16 protein-coding genes are annotated in these 17,345 nt (G+C 51.8%); 7 read left to right on the top strand and 9 right to left on the bottom strand.

The features are described from left to right. The first annotated feature begins 162 nt into the window (after positions 1–162). Positions 163–1,458 carry a cyclic di-GMP phosphodiesterase gene (locus tag AC07OI_RS03660; RefSeq protein ID WP_492707410.1) on the top strand — a complete coding sequence of 432 codons (1,296 nt, stop codon included), beginning with the start codon at positions 163–165 and terminating at the stop codon, positions 1,456–1,458. Continuing rightward, positions 1,455–3,851 (top strand): sensor domain-containing protein, encoded by a 2,397-nt coding sequence (locus AC07OI_RS03655; RefSeq protein ID WP_492707412.1) that lies wholly within the window; start codon positions 1,455–1,457, stop codon positions 3,849–3,851. Before AC07OI_RS03660 ends, AC07OI_RS03655 begins: the two co-directional genes overlap by 4 nt. Positions 3,852–3,947: 96 nt before the next feature. Here AC07OI_RS03655 and AC07OI_RS03650 read toward each other — a convergent pair whose 3' ends face one another. Both AC07OI_RS03650 and AC07OI_RS03645 read right to left on the bottom strand, forming a co-directional pair. Next, the gene (locus tag AC07OI_RS03650) at positions 3,948–4,856 is read right to left on the bottom strand and encodes a proline dehydrogenase family protein (RefSeq protein ID WP_495256327.1); all 909 of its coding nucleotides are present in this window, start codon (positions 4,854–4,856) and stop codon (positions 3,948–3,950) included. Positions 4,857–5,316: 460 nt separating this feature from the next. Beyond that, a complete protein-coding gene (locus AC07OI_RS03645; RefSeq protein WP_495256326.1) occupies positions 5,317–6,078 on the bottom strand; it encodes a tetratricopeptide repeat protein in 762 nt (253 codons plus the stop codon). 160 nt (positions 6,079–6,238) lie between these two features. Here AC07OI_RS03645 and AC07OI_RS03640 point away from each other — a divergent pair, with 160 nt between their 5' ends. After that, positions 6,239–7,150: a methylglyoxal synthase gene (locus AC07OI_RS03640; RefSeq protein WP_492707416.1), complete on the top strand. Its 912-nt coding sequence runs from the start codon at positions 6,239–6,241 to the stop codon at positions 7,148–7,150. Here the strand turns inward: AC07OI_RS03640 and AC07OI_RS03635 are convergent. From AC07OI_RS03635 to AC07OI_RS03625, 3 genes are all read right to left on the bottom strand, one after another. Further along, complete coding sequence (locus AC07OI_RS03635) at positions 7,147–7,932, bottom strand: hypothetical protein (protein WP_492707418.1); 786 nt, start codon at positions 7,930–7,932, stop codon at positions 7,147–7,149. The two genes, AC07OI_RS03640 and AC07OI_RS03635, sit on opposite strands and share 4 nt — an antisense overlap. Positions 7,933–8,005: 73 nt before the next feature. After that, a complete protein-coding gene (locus tag AC07OI_RS03630) occupies positions 8,006–8,818 on the bottom strand; it encodes a DUF2491 family protein (protein WP_495256325.1) in 813 nt (270 codons plus the stop codon). A 4-nt stretch (positions 8,819–8,822) separates the two neighbouring features. After that, entirely contained in the window at positions 8,823–9,653 is an 831-nt protein-coding gene (locus tag AC07OI_RS03625) for a hypothetical protein (RefSeq protein WP_495256324.1), read from the bottom strand. A gap of 116 nt (positions 9,654–9,769) precedes the next feature. Here AC07OI_RS03625 and AC07OI_RS03620 point away from each other — a divergent pair, with 116 nt between their 5' ends. Next, the gene (locus AC07OI_RS03620; RefSeq protein ID WP_492707424.1) at positions 9,770–10,258 is read left to right on the top strand and encodes a phage regulatory CII family protein; all 489 of its coding nucleotides are present in this window, start codon (positions 9,770–9,772) and stop codon (positions 10,256–10,258) included. Here AC07OI_RS03620 and AC07OI_RS03615 read toward each other — a convergent pair. Continuing rightward, positions 10,255–11,076: a DUF2314 domain-containing protein gene (locus AC07OI_RS03615; protein ID WP_492707426.1), complete on the bottom strand. Its 822-nt coding sequence runs from the start codon at positions 11,074–11,076 to the stop codon at positions 10,255–10,257. The two genes, AC07OI_RS03620 and AC07OI_RS03615, sit on opposite strands and share 4 nt — an antisense overlap. A 231-nt stretch (positions 11,077–11,307) precedes the next feature. Here AC07OI_RS03615 and AC07OI_RS03610 point away from each other — a divergent pair, with 231 nt between their 5' ends. Then, complete coding sequence (locus tag AC07OI_RS03610; RefSeq protein WP_495256323.1) at positions 11,308–11,874, top strand: chromate transporter; 567 nt, start codon at positions 11,308–11,310, stop codon at positions 11,872–11,874. Next, the gene (locus tag AC07OI_RS03605; protein WP_492707429.1) at positions 11,874–12,470 is read left to right on the top strand and encodes a chromate transporter; all 597 of its coding nucleotides are present in this window, start codon (positions 11,874–11,876) and stop codon (positions 12,468–12,470) included. The genes AC07OI_RS03610 and AC07OI_RS03605 overlap by 1 nt, the downstream gene beginning before the upstream one ends. A 7-nt stretch (positions 12,471–12,477) precedes the next feature. Here the strand turns inward: AC07OI_RS03605 and AC07OI_RS03600 are convergent, their stop codons facing one another. Then, entirely contained in the window at positions 12,478–13,872 is a 1,395-nt protein-coding gene (locus tag AC07OI_RS03600; protein WP_495256322.1) for a DUF1501 domain-containing protein, read from the bottom strand. A 50-nt stretch (positions 13,873–13,922) separates the two neighbouring features. Beyond that, positions 13,923–15,680: a DUF1800 domain-containing protein gene (locus tag AC07OI_RS03595; RefSeq protein WP_495256321.1), complete on the bottom strand. Its 1,758-nt coding sequence runs from the start codon at positions 15,678–15,680 to the stop codon at positions 13,923–13,925. A 318-nt stretch (positions 15,681–15,998) separates the two neighbouring features. Here AC07OI_RS03595 and AC07OI_RS03590 point away from each other — a divergent pair, with 318 nt between their 5' ends. Further along, positions 15,999–16,856 carry a hypothetical protein gene (locus AC07OI_RS03590; RefSeq protein WP_492707435.1) on the top strand — a complete coding sequence of 286 codons (858 nt, stop codon included), beginning with the start codon at positions 15,999–16,001 and terminating at the stop codon, positions 16,854–16,856. 44 nt (positions 16,857–16,900) lie between these two features. On the opposite strand, the gene AC07OI_RS03585 is transcribed toward AC07OI_RS03590, so the two are convergent. Beyond that, the gene (locus tag AC07OI_RS03585; RefSeq protein WP_492707437.1) at positions 16,901–17,218 is read right to left on the bottom strand and encodes a hypothetical protein; all 318 of its coding nucleotides are present in this window, start codon (positions 17,216–17,218) and stop codon (positions 16,901–16,903) included. Positions 17,219–17,345: the final 127 nt, after the last annotated feature.

Genomic DNA, 17,345 nt, shown 5'->3' with positions numbered 1-17,345 from the left:
AATTTAAGCATAAAACCCACAGTCAGCCTGAATTGTAGCCAGACAGACAAAGAGCTGATGTAACATGCAGAATAATGCTGCCCGGAATGCCTTCAGCACTGAGGTGGCATACTCTCTTTAAAAAAACCAGGCTCAAGCGTCAAATTTCCGGAAACAAGTGTCATGACTGATATTCATACACAGTTTATTGAGCTTGGCCAGCTACGCATAGGCATGTTTGTCTATCTGGATGTGGGCTGGATGGATCACCCCTTCCCTGTCTCCAATTTCAAGATCAGCAGTCAGTCGCAAATCGATACCATACGTTCACTAGGTCTGGAGCGCATACGCTATGCGCCCGACAAAAGCAGCCCGGAACTCAATTCAGAGACCAACCCCGCCACCAGCGAACAGCATATCGGGCAAGAAAGCAAAGTAACGGAAAGCCCCGGTGCTTTCGCCGCCAGGCAAAGGCGTGAGCTGTTGGCCAACCAGCAAGCCAGCCTGCAAGTCTGCGAGCGCCAGTTTGCCCATGCGGCACAAACCTTCAAGCAAGTCACGGATTTAGTCCATTCGCAGCCATCGCAAGCCAAAGAACTGGCCGAGCAGTTGATACAAGGTTTCCTGGGTCAGATTTTGGGGGAGGATGAAGCAGCGATACGCCTGCTGTCTGAAAAAGCAGGCGAAAAAACCTCGCTGCATTCCATCAATGTGACGGTCATCGCACTCTTGCTGGGGCGGGCACTGCATTTGAGCAAGGCAGAGATGCTGGACCTGGGTGTCGCCACCATCTTGCATGACATAGGCAAAATGGATTTGCCCGACCGTTTGCGCTGGCAAGATGAACATTTCAATCACGCCGAACGCGAGCTATATCACGAGCACGTCTTGCATAGCCTGGCGATGGCACGCAAGATGGGTTTGTCGGCAAATGTCTTGCTGGCCATCGCCCAGCATCATGAACATGCAGACGGCACGGGATATCCCAGCCATGTACAGGGCGACAAGCTAAGTCCCATCAGCCGCATCGTCGCACTGGTCAATCATTACGATAATCTTTGCAATCCTGCCAATCCTGCATTTGCAGTCACGCCGCATGAAGCCCTGTCGCAGATTTTTACCCAGCACAAACCCCGTTTTCATGCCCCCACCCTGACCGCCTTCATCCGCATGATGGGGATTTATCCGCCGGGCTCGGTCGTGCAACTGACGGATGAACGCTATGCCATGGTGGTATCGGTCAATTCAGCCCGCCCCATCAAACCCAAGGTGGTCATCCACAATTCTGCCGTGCCGCGCGAAGAAGCACTGGTCATCAATCTGGAGCATGAAAACACGGTATGCATACACCGCAGCCTCAAACCCTTGCAATTGCCCAAGGCAGCCTACGACTACTTATCGCCGCGCAAGCGCCTGTGCTATTTCTTTGAACGTGGACTGGAGGCAGAACCGCGTACCGAAGATGGGGCAGCGGCATGAAAGCCCATCCCTGGCAATCACTGATAGAAGGTTTGCTGGAAGCAGTGATACTGGTTGACCCCATACAACTGCGCATAGTCGCTGCCAACAAGTCTATCCATCATCTGCTGCAAGTCCCGCCAGACAGCCTGTTTGGCAAGGGCATAGTAGATTTGGCAGTTGCACCTGAAGATGTGTTCTTTTGGGAGGATGTGGCAGCAGGTTTATCAGAAAATATTCACTCAGAAACCTTGCTGAAACGTAGTGACGGCAGCATAGTCCAGATAGAAAGACGGGTTACCCTGGTCAGGATGGGTCTGGACAGTTCTGTCTATGTGGTCGCCATCAATGACCATTCAAATCAGCGCCAGGTTGAAAATGAGCTGGAAAAGCTCATCGCCGAGCTGCGCGCCACCCTGGAGTCCACCGCTGACGGCATACTGGTCACTGACCTGGATGCTGCCATCCGCAGCTATAACCATTTATTCGCTGAGCTATGGGGCTTGCCGGATGATTTGATGACGCAGCGTGATGACAAGGCCATCTATGCCTGGATGGATAAATGCATGCTTGATGCTGGTCAGTATGAAGAAAGACTGGGCACCATCACCCGCTCACCACTGATGGAAGCCACCGATGTGCTGACGCTTCGCTCTGGCAAGGTACTGGAAAGAGTGACCCTGCCACAGTATGCACGGGGTCGTCCTATAGGGCGGGTATATTCTTACCGCGATATCACTCAGCGGCTGGCCGATGAAGCACGCCTGCGGCTGGCGGCCAAAGTATTTGAATCGAGTACTGATGCGATTTTCATCACCGATGCTGAACAAAAAATAGTCACCACCAACCCTAGTTTCGAGCGCCTCAGCAGTTATACCGAAAAAGAAATGCTGGGTAAAACACCCAGGGAATTTTTCTCCATGGAAGGTAATACTGCCCAGGTAGAAAACCTGCTCAAAGAGCTGGAGAACCTGGGTTTCTGGGAAGGTGAATTGTGGAACCGCCGCAAGAATGGCCATGCCTATCTATGCATGATTTCCCTGGTCAAGGTCCCGGATGCCAAGGGTGGTGCACTGAACTACATAGGCTTTTTCAAGGACAGGACAGAAACCCATACGGCGAAACAGAAAATTGAAGAACTGGCGTTTTCTGACGTGCTCACCGGTTTGCCGAACCGCTTGTTACTGGATGAACGCATACGTCAGGCGATCACCATTTCCAGCCGCAATCATTCGACCTTTGCCCTGCTCTTCCTTGACCTTGATCATTTCAAACAAATCAATGATGCACTGGGACACCCCTTTGGTGACCGTGTACTTTTGCAAGTCACTGAACGCCTGAAAAAATGCATACGCCAGGTCGATACCGCTTCACGTCTGGGCGGAGACGAATTTGTCTTGCTCTTGCATGAAGCCGATGCGGAAGGCGCAGAGATTTGCGCCAGAAGGGTGCTGGAAGAATTGTCCGCTCCATTTTCACTCGATGGCATGAACTTTACTGTCACCGCCAGCATAGGGATTGCGCTTTACCCGGCAGATGGGCAAAGCATGGCAGACCTGATCAAGAATGCAGACAGCGCCATGTACCATGTGAAGGAGCGCGGGCGCTCGGATTTCCGTTTTTATCAGCGCCAGATGAATATAGGCTTGTTGTCACGCATGAAGCTGGATCATGCCATGCGCCAGGCATTGGAACACCAGCTTTTCAGATTGCATTACCAGCCACAAATAGAACTGGCCACCGGCAAGCTGCTGGGTGTGGAAGCGCTAATTCGCTGGACCGACAAAGACCTCGGTGAAGTCAGCCCGGTACAATTTATCCCGGTGGCAGAAGAGTCAGGCGTCATTGTCCCTATCGGTAACTGGGTCATGCAAACGGCGATACGACAGGCGGCATTATGGAACCGTGATGGCCAGTCCATGCGGGTGGCGATCAACGTCTCAGCGCTGCAATTCCAGCAAGCCAATTTTGTTGACAGTATCGCTGCAGCCCTGCATGAGCATGATTTGCTGCCACAGTGCATAGAACTGGAATTGACCGAATCGATACTCATCAAGGATGCGGAAGATGCATTGAAGAAGCTGGAATCCCTGGCGGCATTGGGCGTCAAGCTGGCGATTGATGACTTTGGCACCGGCTATTCCAGTCTCAGCTACCTGAAACGCTTCCCTATCTACAAGCTCAAGATAGACCGTTCTTTTATAGATGATTTGCCAGGCAACGAAAGCGACATCGCTATTGTGACTGCCATCATCCACCTCGCCCATGCCTTGAAATTGCGCGTAATTGCCGAAGGTGTGGAAACCCGGGAGCAACGCGATTTTCTCCAGCAGCAGCAATGCGATGAAATGCAGGGTTACCTGTTTTCACAAGCCATGTCAGCGGAAGAATTTGAACAGCACTATCTGCGCTGAATTGTTCAAACTTAGCATAATAGATGCGTCAGTTTCAAGCTTTCAATGAGCGCTTGAAACTGACGTGATATCGGTTTGAGAAACTTATTGAAAAACTTAACGACGTATTAAAGACCGCAATATGTGACCTGCAATTTGGGGATTTTCTTTTATCCGGCGTATGCTATAACCATACCAGTCCTTGCCATATGGCACATAGATGCGCACACTAAAACCCATGTCCCTTAGCTTGTCGCGCAGAGGCTCGCAAACCCCTAACAGCATCTGAAATTCGAATGCATGCTTCACTATGTTGCGGCGCTGCACCAGCTCCAGCACCTGCGCTATCAAGGCGCTGTCGTGCGTAGCAATTGCAACGAAGGTAGCTGTGTCGAAACAGCGGGCAACATGGGCCAGGAAATGCGGGTTGATGCTACTCCTGTCATGCCATGCACCATCTACCAGCTGTGATCGTTCCTCAAGATAAATACCCTTGCAAATGCGCATGCTGCTACGGTTCTGCACTAGCGCTTCAATATCCTGATAAGTGCGCAATAAATAAGCCTGTAATGCCAGGCTGAGCTTGCTGTATTTCACTCTCAGCTTGGTGAACAGGTCAATTTCCTTCTGGGTACAGGCAACATCCTCCATATCCATGCAAACAGAAATTTGATGATGATCGGCAAAAGCGACAATTTGTTCCATGTGTTGCTCGCACCGCTGCATATCAAGCAGCAATCCCAAAGCAGTTGGTTTGACCGATACGCTGGCTTGCAACCCGTGCTCTTGAATTGCCGTCAACACGCGCATGTATTCGTAGGCTGTGTCTTCAGTTTGTTGCAGGTTTGAGGCTGACTCACCCAATACATCGATGGTGACGTCGAAACCCAGTCTGTTCAGTTGACGGACGCAGGTCACAGTATCATCGAGATTATCACCAGCGATATAGCGTCGTGAGATTTTTTGTATCAGTGCGCGGGGAATCCATGGCATGGCGTGCGCCATGAGAGTATTCAATAATTGCATGTAAATTTCCAATACGAATAAAGAAATGCTACGCCCATCCCGAAGCCGTAGGCCGGATAGAAGGGCGTGGGAGATTGATGGCCTGAACATGCTTGAACATGTTAGAACCAGCGCAAGCAATGCAGCATGCTGATACATGCTTTGCACTACAGCGATGTGCGTTCTGTCAGAGAGGAGGCCAGGCAGCGCGATGCATTTGATTTTCTCAGCTTTATTCGTTGATCTTTTGGGTTATCCCAGTCGTCATTTTCCGGGATATACGATCATGCAACATCGAGAGTACATTGCGCATTGGAATTGTGCAAATCTAATTTATCAGCTGTCCCGATTATCCAGATTACGCACAAATAAAAAAACGCCGCAAAAAATTTGCGGCGTTCAGAGTAAAACTGGTACTCAGTAAGCAGACCAAGGGTAACAACGACCATTATTCACAGGTCAGTGTCATTGATACATGGCATCAAAGGCGCGCTTTCCAGTAGCGGGAATCATCGCGGATTTCAGCAATTTGCTCGGTAGTCAGGTCATTGCTGACAAGTTCGCGACTATCTATTGCCATACTGCCAGCCTTGACACTGGCTTTCAGCAAATAACGGTAACCAGTCACCATGTCGCGCTCTACCCCATCGCCATGCAAGTAACGCAAACCCATTTGAAACTGTGCACTCGACAAGCCCTGGTCAGCTGCCAGCATTTCCCAGCGGGCAGCCTGATCAGCGTCTTTCTCTACCCCTGCACCGTCCTGATAGGCCAGGGCCAGATGATGCTGGGCACTGGCATTACCCTGATGTGCAGCTTGTTGATACCAGAATACCGCTTCTTCAGGATTTTCTTCCACACCCTTGCCAGTCGCATACATATAACCCAGTGCCAGTTGGGCAGAAGTCAAACCCTGCAAGGCGGCGCGACGAAATAACCGGAAAGCCTGGCCTTCATCAGTCTCAACACCTTCACCGGTCAGATACATGACACCCAGGTTTGCCTGGGCACCTGCATGACCCTGATCCGCCGCCTGTTCCAGCCAGTAGGCGGCTTCCTGTGCATTTTGTAAATTCTCATTGGGCTCAAGATATAACAAACCCAGCATATTCTGCGCCTGGGTATCCCCTAGCAGAGCCCAGCGCCTGACTTGCATTTCATCATCAAAATCATCATCACCCAAAGCCGAGGCGCAGGTCATCATGATCATCAGCACCATCAGCAGATGTCGCCATTTTTTCATTTTATCCTCACCTGTTTTACTTCATGTACAGAATGCTACGCCTGTCCAGGCTTTTTCGTGTGTCTCGACTGTTGGATTAGGTAACAAAATGTAGCCTTCAGTCAGCCAGTATAGACGGTCTGAGAGTAAACTACAGGGGCAGACAATTTTCTCACCAGCCATGAAAGCACATGCCGTGACCTCAGCAAAAAAGCTACGCATAGGATTAATTGCCAACCGTTCACATCAGGATGCCCCCAATTCTGCCCTGGTGCAACTCTTACACGGCGGCGGGCCAGCATTGCACCACTTGCAAGCTGAAATGGTCATCGTCGGACGTACACTTGACGCCATCATTTCACATGGTTTGCTGGAAAGCTGCCCTGAGGTCGAACGTTTCCCCTATGGCCGCGAAGGTGGCCTGATGAAACTGGTATCACGGGTCGTCGATAAAGACCCAGCCAGAGCGGTGGATGCAGTAATTTATCTGATTGATCCGGTCGACCCTTCTTCTGTTTTCCCGGAGGCCCAGGCACTCAAGCGCCAGTGTGTGATACACCGCAAACCCTTCCTGGCGACTTTAGCCAGCGCCAGGGAATGGCTGGAACTGGAAGCGACAGCAACCGGTGCAGCGATAGACAACAAACTGAATCAGACTTTTGAATTAGGCAAGGAAGGTATCGCCCTGATCGCCCATGACGCGATGAAGGAGAGCATGCTGGTCATGGCTGAAAAACATTTTGAACTGCTCGACAGCTTTGGCCATCGCTATGCGACTGGCACGACTGGTGGCCTGTTGAACCAGCTGGCACAAAGAATCAAGGGAGCAGAAGCCGGCAAGAACTGGGTCACCCCTTATCTTTCCGGCCCTCTGGGTGGAGATGCGCAACTGGCAGAACTGGTACTTGACCGGCAAATACGCCGCATCCTGTTTCTCGAAGACCCGCACGTAGCACGTCAGCATGAAGCCGACATACAATTACTTGAACGTGCGGCCCGCACCGTCTGTGACTTTTCCCAAGTCATCAGTGAAGTCAGTGGTGCAGACCGCTGGCTCACCCTGCTGACGCAGAGAGTCAGCAGGCAGGCTTAGGCCGCTGTTACGGTCTGACCTGCTGCAGCCTGGCCCGATAAGCGCTTTAGTCTTTCCAGCGTACTTTCGCCTGCAGTATCGGCCTGTGCCACGGATTTGCGGATGGCATCAATTTCAGCCGCCTGGTCCAGCGGTTTTTGCCCTATGTCGGCAACAATGCGCAAACCCGCCGCTTCATTGCTGACATTTTGTGCGCGACGTGTCAGCGCATTCAGGGCGGTTGAATGCGTGCGCATGCCGGACAGGTTGCTGAGTTGCTCTTGCCGCTCTACCCGCAATTGCTGTAAATCTTTTTGCGCTTTGGCAGACGCTAGGTTTTGCAAAGCTTTTTTCGCGGCTGCATCAAAGTCTGCCAATTGTTTGGAGAAGGCATCGACGATTTTTTGCAACTCGTTCATGTATTCCTGGGCATCGGCTTCTTCCTGCAACTCTACCGGCAAGCGTGCCTTGTTGGCTTCCAGTTCGTCGCAGAACATATTGACAGTAGCTTCAGAAATTTTACCACTGGCCAAACGGTCTGCCAGTGTTGCCGAGGCTTTTTCATCATTCGCAATCAGTTCACGTAGACGCACTACGTCATTGTGTTCCTTGTCGAAAGATGAGCGGGCAGCGGCCAGTTTCTGTGCCGTTTCGCGCAGGGTCGCTGCCAGACGGTCACGGTCTGCTTCAGTCGCTGTTTCGGGATCGAAGTTGGCAATTGCTTCGGATATTTTGTCGCCGAGTGCGCCAAAGTGTTTGGAAATCAAACGTGCGGTCAGGCCCCAGCCATTCATATTGCTCATGTTATGTCCTTTCAGTGTGTGACACGATATTGATACTTCACGGTGCTACATTGCTTGCTACATCAAATTGGTGCTATTGCACCAGCAGCCTTTCCGCTTCCAGGGGTAGGGCAATCATAAAATCGACATGGATGTCGCGCTTGTTATCGCCATCCTTGCTACGTAAAATCTCTGTGCTGATCAGCAGTAATTCAGACTGATCACCCGCTTCATTCAAACTCCTGCGGTAAGGCATGAAGACCACATCCTGCTGCAAACCATGCTTGCCTGCTGCATCATCAATGCGGGTTTCTACACCTTTAAAAGGGGTGACAAATTCCTGCGCCGGATCACCGGCATCGCGCTCATATTGCAGGCTGTCGGCATCGGCAAATACACTGTCCAGGCTAGCCTCATCCCAGCCTATGCCCACCAGTTGTTCACGCCACAGACTGTAATTGCGGTCCCCCAGACCGGCACCGTTTTCACCCAGAAAAGCTTGCTGATCTTCGACGGTTTCAGGTATCAAGCGCGTCAGGTGGCTACAATACAAAAGCTCTTGCAAATCATCATTGGCATCGCAATACAACTGCAAAAATTTCTCGCCGCCATTGGCATCGCGGTTGAGGTAATAGCGATACATCTTGCCGCTGATAGGCAGTTGCACGCGGCTGATGGCGACGATGCGGGTTTCAGCTTCATCCGGCATGGCAATCAGTGAGCCCTGGCTGATCGCACGTATCAGCGGTGTCTTTTGCAAATTGACGACACTGCCTATGCGCGCACCCAGTGGCAGGGCTGCATCTTGTCTGCCATTTTCTGCATGCATCTCGTCTGCGACGAGTTGATCCTTGTCGTGTTTGTTAAACAGCTTGCCTACGTACTGATATGCATCTTTCCAGGCCATGGTATTAATTTCCTCCTAAACTGTAATGAACTGCACTGTCTTGCTTGTTGCGTCTGCTGCGCAGAAATTGCCAGCCTGCCCAGGCCACCGTGGCGAATAGCAAGATGAAGAGAGCGGTGCGCAGCAATTTAAAACCACCACTCTCCTGTGTCACTTTTGTAGTCGTCAGTGTTGCTGCTGTGTTTTCTGCTTCTGAGCTACTCAGCGCGGTGGTCTTGTCATCCATCGCTACTGCAGCGCTACTGGCCACTGCCTCCTTGCCGCTGCCCGTTCCCATGCTGGCAATGGGTTCCAACTGCTGGGACTGACGGTTTTCTGCTGCCTGAGGATGGCTCATCACACTACCGAGTATCACGCCACCGACAACTGCAGGAAAAATGCCACTGCCTCTCTGCACTACCTGTGGCTGCATTATTACTGGTGCAGATTGCGTCACGGGCGGTGCTGTATATGCAGGCTGGTTTGCTGCCTGCTGGTTGCCACTGTTGTTACCAGTGCTATTGCCAAACCCGCGCTGACTTTGCTGTGCTGTCTGCTGGCGAGCATCCATACTTTTTTGTGCATTCGCCTGTGCCTGGTTTTTTTCCAGATCACGGTTCAACGCAGAGTCAGACTTCTTGCTCACATTCGCTGGCTTGCTGTTATTGAAACTGCCAAAACCGGTATTCGATGGCTTGGATGGCGCAGGTTTGCTGATACTTCTTTGTGAAGAGAAGCCACCACGAAAGCCACCCGAAGAACCGGATGAGCGTCCAGCTGCATGGGCAAAGCTGGCCGAGAGTGGCAAAACCAGCGCCAGCATGATTGCTATTAATTTGTTATTAAAACTGTTCATGGTTCTCATCTATAGAAATATGGTTAAGCTATCTGTACAATCCCTCAACTCTCGATGGATGTCATCATAGTGAGCAAAAATACAAAGATCATCGGTAATAAATTGGGGAATTCACCATGACACGCAAATATTCGGATATGAACCAGCACGACGCCTTGTACAAGATTGCACGCGCCTATCCTGGTGGCCTGGAGGCATTGGCCAGCCGTATGGAAGTCTCGGTGAATGTCTTGCGCAACAAGCTGGCACCGGGCATAGAGTCGCATTACCCATCGTTTGAAGAACTCTCGATGATCGTTGAGCTCTGTCATCAAGCAGGTGTCAAGGATGCCCACCTGCCTCTGCATGCGCTGTTGAGCAGACATGGCATGGCGGCGTTTGTAATACCAGAGCCTGATCAGGTCAGTGAAGATGATTTGTCGCAGACGGTATGCCGCGTCATGAGCCGTGTTGGCGATGTGGCAGAGGCAGTCTCAACCGCCTTGATCGATGGTGTGATTACCGATGCCGAAGCAGACTTGATAGAAAGAGAATTTCAGAGTGCACTGACAGTGCTGGGTGAGTGGCGTGCGCGTATACGCGCACACCATAAGCAAAAGGATTAATGCAATTTCTTTTCCAGAAAAGCAACTATCCTTGGCCAGCCCATTTTGCGCGCCAGATCAAGTGCTGATTCGCCTTTGGGATTGACAGCACTGACGTCGGCACCATGCTTGACCAGCAAAGTTACGGGAGCGAGATTGCCGGCCAGCGCATCTTTCTGCAGCAAGGTCCAGCCATTTTCATCAACGCTGCGGGTGAAGGCCGGTTCATCCTGCAAACCCTGATCCATTTTCTCTGCCATGTTTTCACTCATGGGATGTTCCGGCAGGTCTTCTGTGCTGACAATGATCGCCTGTTCTTTTTTGCCAAACAGGCCCGATAAAAAGCCCTGCTTTTCCTGCGCTGGTACAGGTACGATCATGACTTCACCCGGCTTGCCAAAGTCCAGTCCCCAGGCCTGGTCATGTTCTTCGCGCTCGGTTTTTGACATGTCGCTACGCATGACATCGATGCTGTAGCCGCCATATACTTTACCGCCGATGGTGTACATCCAGTCGCCAATTTCTGCCAGCGGCACAGTTACAGCATCACCGGCAGCAATGCTGTCAAACCATTGCGGATTATTCAGCAAAACGCCAGATACAGTGTCGCCATCGAACTGTATTTCATTGATCCACATATGCTCCACTTCCGGCCCCTCACCATCCGAGCCGGTAGGAAATGCCACTTTCACTGCAGCCAGACCCAGACCGGGAATAATGCGGCGATATTCCCATGACAATTCGCGCCAGAAATATTTGAAAGTCTTGCGCGCCCTTTCTGCTGCCGCCTGCATGGCAGGACTGGCACCTTCAAACATGACTATCTTGTCTTCGCTCATGATCTTGACCAGTAAAATAAAAATACTGTAGCGCAAAGCAGGCTGGCAATTAAGCAAGTACAGGACTTCGTTTCAAATGATACAAGTTCTTACTTCTGTATATGATGCGCTCCGGTCGGCAAGGCTGCACCTATGGAAATTGGGATAGGTGAAATATTTGCTCAGCAGCATTTTCTCGTCTGCTTTACAATGTAGACCTGCTCCATGCTAAGCCGCCAGGCTGCCATCATCATGTCCACAGAACCTGCCAGCCAGCGTCCCACGTCCCTTGCGGATTTGTATATCTCATTTACCTTGCTGGCATTACAAGGATTCGGTGGTGTACTGGCCGTCGTGCAACGTGAACTGGTGGAAAAAAAGCGCTGGATGACGATGGAAGAGTTTGTCGAAGACTGGGCCGTCGCGCAGATTTTGCCGGGGCCGAATGTCGTGAATTTATCCCTCATGATAGGTCACCGCCATTTTGGTTTTGCCGGTGCCATGGCGGCACTGGCTGGCATGTTGTCCGTCCCTCTATTGATCGTGGTGATGCTGGCGGTAGTGTATGCCCAGTTTTCCCAATACCCCCAGGTCGTCGGTGCATTGCGCGGCATGGGTGCAGTGACTGCTGGCCTCATCATCGCCACAGCGCTCAAGCTGGTCCCGGCACTGAAAAATAATCCCCTGGGCAGGGTTACCGCCCTGGTCTTCAGCGCACTTTGCTTTGCCGGCATTGCCTTCTTGCGCCTGCCGCTGGCCTATGTCTTGTTTGCCCTCGGCACTGTCACCTGCATACTGGTTTACCGGAGGCTGAAATAATGCCTGATACCCTGCACAATGCCTTGCATATCAGCCTGAACTGGAATGACTGGCTGCAACTGTTTTTGCACTACATGATGCTGTCCCTGCTGTCGATAGGCGGTGCGATTTCTACCCTGCCTGACATGCACCGCTATCTGGTCGCGCAACAAGGCTGGCTGACTGATGCGCAATTCAATGCTTCTGTCTCCATCGCCCAGGCCGCCCCTGGCCCCAACGTCTTGTTCATCGCCCTGATGGGCTGGAATGTGGGCATGAATGCCGGTGGCATGTGGACTGCCCTGCTGGGTGTCTTCGTCACCATGACGGGCATACTTTTACCGAGTACCACGCTGACCTATGTGGCAGCCAGCTGGGGGCATGCCAACCGCGAATTGCGTGGTGTACGTGCCTTCAAACTGGGCATGGCACCCATCGTCATCGGCCTGTTGCTGGCAACGGGCTGGATCATGGCAGCATCCCATGACCAGGTGAACAGAGACTGGCCATTGTGGCTGATGACGGTCGTGTGTACCGTGGTCGTCTGGCGCACCCGCCTGCATTTACTGTGGCTGCTGGCGGGTGGTGCTGCACTCGGCTGGTTTGGTTTGATTTAAGCTAAATTCAGACGAAACCCAGGTAGCGTTTGCTGGCATCGTAATACTTCAGATTGGGCAGTATCTCCAGCATTTCAGTGTCTGATATGCCCAGCCATTTGCCCAGCGTGGCAGCGTATTGATCAACTGAAGTCGTAGGCAGCAAACGACCCTGACCCACGTCATCATCACTGTCGACGGCAACCAGCGGCGCAGTACCATAATAACGCTTGCCATTGACTGCTCCGCCCAGCATGAAATGCATGCTGCCCCAGCCATGATCAGAACCGTCATTGTTGACACTCAGGGTACGGCCAAAATCAGAAGCGGTAAAACTGGTGACCTTGTTTTCTATATCCAATTCCTTAGTTGCATCATAAAATGAACTCAGTGCTTCGCCAACACTGGTGAGCAAATCAGGATGCGTCTCTTTCAGGCCATTATGGGTATCAAAGCCCCCCATGGAAACAAAAAAGACCTGGCGTTTTGCGCCCAGAGTACCTGCGCAGTCAATCATGCGCGCCACCATCTTCAATTGCATGGCCAGATTATTTTCTTTATTAAATGGTGTCTTGATGATGCGGCCATTGTCCAGTGCCGCAGTGAGTACATCGTCAGCCTCCAGGGAACGTTTGCTGACGCGTGCATATTCATTTTCAAACAAGTGAATACGCTCTTGCGTAACCAGTTTTTGCAAAGCCGTGGAACAGGGAACGGAACCAAACAAAGGTGCCTTCACACCGGTCATATGAACTGAGCCATTGGTCGATACCTGATATTGCACAGCCGTATTGCCAGACAGGTAGACCGCATTACCTGAAACATTTATGCAAGTGAAAGTAGCGTTGCCATTACCTGCCACGAACTGGTCACCCATGCGCCCACCCCAGCCTGCTGTTGCTCCCTCAGGTGCAGAAGATTGCCATACCGATTGCTGATCATTGTGCGAAAACAACTTGGGTGGCAGCATCGCCGTCTTATTCACGTATTCCAGCTTGGTGGTCGGACGTATCAGAGTGCCGACATTCAGTAATATCCCCATCTTGCCGGCATCGAATATGGGACTCAGTAGCTTCAGTTCGGGTGCCAGCGCGTATTGATGGCTGATACCATTCCTGTCTACAGGAACATTCAGGCTTTCCAGCTTAGTCAGTTTGTCGCGCCCATAAGCCAGCGAAGGACGCAATTGGGAATAAGCTGCGTAGTTGGGAACGTCATACGGCACCAAGGTATTGGCGTAATCATTACCACCGTATAAAAACACGCAGACGATGGCTTTGTAATCATCTGCATTGGCGGCCGAGGCTTCGGCCATGGCAGCCAGGTTGAGTGCCCAGGGTGTGGCGACACCGGCGATGGACAGAGCAGAGACACGTTGCAAGAATGCGCGGCGTGAGGCATTCATTGTAGTAGAATTTTTCATGATGCTTTCCTGTATTGGTGACAGCAAATTATTTGCTCAGAAGTTCAGGCTTATTTGAGGACGATGAATTCAGGGGCGGCCAGTACCAAGGTCAGCGCCGCATAGATTCTTTGCTTGCGACGGACATCATTACCCTTGGGCATGCTGTCGACTGCGCTGCTCAAATCCGCCAGGGTAGTCGCACTTAACTGCCCTGCTGCCAGCACCAGATTGATTTCATCCAGTAAGGCCGGCGCCGTCTCAGCCAGTGGCATCAGACTGCTGTAATCGGGCTTGATATCACTGACACCTTCACTGACGGCAATCTGCATGTAATTGACGTAACCAACGACTGAAGATTCATTGGTGATCTGGAATTCCGGTGCCACCAGGTTTTTTACGGCAATCGCCGTATTTGGCGGGACATAACCGGGACGGAAAAAATTGAATACCGACGGTGAACGCAAGGGGCTTTGCCCCAGTTTGTCGGCGGGGTTGCTGGTATTGCCGATATTCCAGATATCATTGTTTGCCGTGGCATTGTAGGCCCGTGCCCAGGCCAGGAAACGCAACATGGGTTCACGCAGTTTGCCAAACTGGGGATCGCTGAGATTAGCTGGTTTGCGCGCTTCATCATCGAGCAAAATCGCCTTCAATACGGCTTTCAAATTACCTTTTTTTCTGACTGTGCCGCTACCATCATCATTGAACACGGTCGCCACCCTCAAGATATAATCCTCACTTGGATTGCTGGTCACCAGTCTTTGTATCAGTTGTCGGCTGATGAAGGGGGCGACATTGTCATGGGCAAAGATAATATCGAGTGCCGCTTCCAAGGCCTTTTCGCCACTCAGGCCTTCGTCTACGGTCTTACCAAGGAAAGTGGATGCACCGGTTTCATGCTTGTCGGGCACCTGTATCATGGGTCTGCGCATGAAGTCCGGCTTGTCGGGGCCGCCACCTGCCAGATCAAACCCCCAACCAGTAAAGATGCGGGCCAGACCAGTAATATCTTCCAGGCCATAGGTCTCCCTGGTATTGCCGTCATACTTGCGTGGATTGCCATTCAGTTTGAGTTCAATCAAGCCTATGCTGAAGAGCTGCATGATTTCGCGGGCATAGTTTTCATCCGGGCTGGCCCCGGTTTTTGAATTGAATCTGGCATTACCCCGGAAAGTAAGGTATTGCCCCATGGCAGGACTGGTCGATACTGATTGCAAGAGATTGCGGTAGTTACCAAAGCAATTTGCTTCAAGCATGTCCAGCCAGGCTGCGGCGGCAAAGGCTTTCCAGCCACCACCTATCAGGCCATCAATCGCGACCACGATGACTTCCGACAAAGCCAGGGTAAAGCGCTGGCGCAAAGTATCTGGCGAGCTGATCAGTTTGCGCCAGGCCGTTGCATCAAAACCCGCCTGGCTATTGCGGTAACTGACATCGTTGTAACCTTTTGAGACCAGCCAGTCCCAGCGCGTACCATTGCCAGGCATGCTGAGTTGCTCATCAATCCAGCCTGCATATCCCAATGCTTGCACCCTGGCGATCTGGGCACGGCTGGCTCCCATGCTGGCTTGTGCCAGAAAGCGGGATGCTTCACTGGTGGTAATAGCGGCAGCACCGGCGTCAGGAGCAGGTGCCGGTGGCGCACCCATTGCCGTAGTGCTGTTGCCTGTACTATTTTCTGCCGTCGTGCTACCACCGCATGCGGTCAGCAAGGCGGCAGAGGCAAGCACTGCAGCAGCCTTCAAATCCGCGTGCTGATTGAACAAATCCTTGTCTGTTGTGGTCACAGTATCCATGGCATCCACACTTGCCAATTGCTCTTCCATGTTAAGTCTCCCTGTATTGGTATGAAATATTCTTTGTTGCTGGCCAGGCTTGAACATTAGAACAAGGATGTAAGTTTCCTATTACCGATTTGTAAGTAGTTGTCAGGAATTAAAGCAATTTTCTACATAGTTTGTTACTTGCAAATGTAAATAGCATTAAAGATTCAAAAACAGGGCGCGTCATTTGTTACACTTTCGTTTTTTATCAGCATGTGCCGGATTTGCAGATTCGCCCCCAGACAATCTTTGTTACAGGGAGAGACATAGTTTGAGGTATGCTTGCCACCTTGAAATTCTGCACACCGGTTCATATAGTCCATGAAGTTGAGCATAGAAGCGCCTGATGATGAAGTTGCCCTGCCGGGCGAAATTCATTTGCATATCCGGTTTCGCCCTGCGAATATGTTCGGCATCTTGCTGGCTTTGCTGGTTCACGGACTGTTGCTGTACTTCTTGCTACACATGAATGTGATCAAGAAGAAGCTGGACAAGGGTGGCTCAAGTGAGCCCATCGTCTTGCTGATGGACAAGGTAGCCAAAGCGCCCAAACAGGCAACTGCACCGCAAAAGCAAAAAACCGAATCAAAACCAGTACGTGTACCGCCGTCAAAAAACGCAATTACCCGGCCCAAGACACCTCCACCGCCAGTCACGGATTCACCGATAGCGCAGCCACCACCGCCGCAAGCCAAAGAGACGCCACCAGAAATGGACATGATGGCCATGGCCAATGCTGCGCGTGAACGCCGCCGTGCTGCAGAACAGGCAGCCGCCCAGGAAAATGACGGTGCGCGTCAGGCAGGCCGCGGCATGACGCCGCAGGAAGTGGCCGAAGCCAATGTCAAACGCAGCATGCAGCAAGCTGCCAACCGTGGTGGTGGCAGCGGCGTGTTTGAACTGGGGACGGTAGGCACAAGGGTAGCCAGCTTCACTTTCCGTGGCTGGAACACCCGCATAGTGGCTTCTGGCGGCAAGCAGTCTTTTGAAGTCGATGCCGGTCTGGGTGGCGATGTACGCCTGGCCGTAGTACGCCGCATGATAGAAATCATACGCATGGAATACAAGGGCGACTTCAACTGGGAATCCAGACGCCTGGGCCGCGTCATGGTCAAGTCAGCGCGGATAGAAGATTCAGCAGAGCTGGAAAGCTTTTTGCTGAAGGAATTTTTCCCGTGAATTTCCACGCCCCGGGAGCATTCCCGGGATAAGCACCTGACAGCTTAAACCGACCCACCCTGACCATATGCCCTTGCCGGTCTCCCATGCCAGCGCTGCTGCAAGGCCTGCCACCAGCTGACAGGCTCGGCTTGCTGTACCAATATTTCGCTTGCCTCGATTGCCTGCAATTCTACCCAGCCATCACGTTCAGCCGTGAACAGCGCACCGCTGCTGAGCACAGTATCGACTTGCCAGGCCACGCCTTCCAGAAATTGCGGTGCAGCCAGGATATGTAAGCGGCCTGTATGCAGATGCAGTTTGCTATCGGCCATTAACAGCACCTGCAGACGCTGGCCTGTTTTGATTGTGTGGGTATCCATGAAACGCTCCTCAAGGCGGTGAATGGCTAAGAGGATAAGACTTGTCAGACTTTCCGCACAGACACAGAGAAAGCCTATCTGTATCGTATCAGACAGAAAATTCAGAATCTGTTATTGTATCGCTAGC

This window comes from Undibacterium sp. GW821-FHT07F11 (assembly GCF_059418665.1).
Note: the sequence above shows the minus strand (reverse complement) of the source record. Positions and strands in the feature narration are given on the sequence as shown.

Coding starts and splice junctions, on each gene's coding strand:
- AC07OI_RS03660 (WP_492707410.1), top strand. CDS start 163: ATGACTGATATTCATACACAGTTTATTGAGCTTGGCCAGCTACGCATA.
- AC07OI_RS03655 (WP_492707412.1), top strand. CDS start 1,455: ATGAAAGCCCATCCCTGGCAATCACTGATAGAAGGTTTGCTGGAAGCA.
- AC07OI_RS03650 (WP_495256327.1), bottom strand. CDS start 4,856: ATGCAATTATTGAATACTCTCATGGCGCACGCCATGCCATGGATTCCC.
- AC07OI_RS03645 (WP_495256326.1), bottom strand. CDS start 6,078: ATGAAAAAATGGCGACATCTGCTGATGGTGCTGATGATCATGATGACC.
- AC07OI_RS03640 (WP_492707416.1), top strand. CDS start 6,239: ATGAAAGCACATGCCGTGACCTCAGCAAAAAAGCTACGCATAGGATTA.
- AC07OI_RS03635 (WP_492707418.1), bottom strand. CDS start 7,932: ATGAGCAATATGAATGGCTGGGGCCTGACCGCACGTTTGATTTCCAAA.
- AC07OI_RS03630 (WP_495256325.1), bottom strand. CDS start 8,818: ATGGCCTGGAAAGATGCATATCAGTACGTAGGCAAGCTGTTTAACAAA.
- AC07OI_RS03625 (WP_495256324.1), bottom strand. CDS start 9,653: ATGAACAGTTTTAATAACAAATTAATAGCAATCATGCTGGCGCTGGTT.
- AC07OI_RS03620 (WP_492707424.1), top strand. CDS start 9,770: ATGACACGCAAATATTCGGATATGAACCAGCACGACGCCTTGTACAAG.
- AC07OI_RS03615 (WP_492707426.1), bottom strand. CDS start 11,076: ATGAGCGAAGACAAGATAGTCATGTTTGAAGGTGCCAGTCCTGCCATG.
- AC07OI_RS03610 (WP_495256323.1), top strand. CDS start 11,308: ATGTCCACAGAACCTGCCAGCCAGCGTCCCACGTCCCTTGCGGATTTG.
- AC07OI_RS03605 (WP_492707429.1), top strand. CDS start 11,874: ATGCCTGATACCCTGCACAATGCCTTGCATATCAGCCTGAACTGGAAT.
- AC07OI_RS03600 (WP_495256322.1), bottom strand. CDS start 13,872: ATGAAAAATTCTACTACAATGAATGCCTCACGCCGCGCATTCTTGCAA.
- AC07OI_RS03595 (WP_495256321.1), bottom strand. CDS start 15,680: ATGGAAGAGCAATTGGCAAGTGTGGATGCCATGGATACTGTGACCACA.
- AC07OI_RS03590 (WP_492707435.1), top strand. CDS start 15,999: ATGAAGTTGAGCATAGAAGCGCCTGATGATGAAGTTGCCCTGCCGGGC.
- AC07OI_RS03585 (WP_492707437.1), bottom strand. CDS start 17,218: ATGGATACCCACACAATCAAAACAGGCCAGCGTCTGCAGGTGCTGTTA.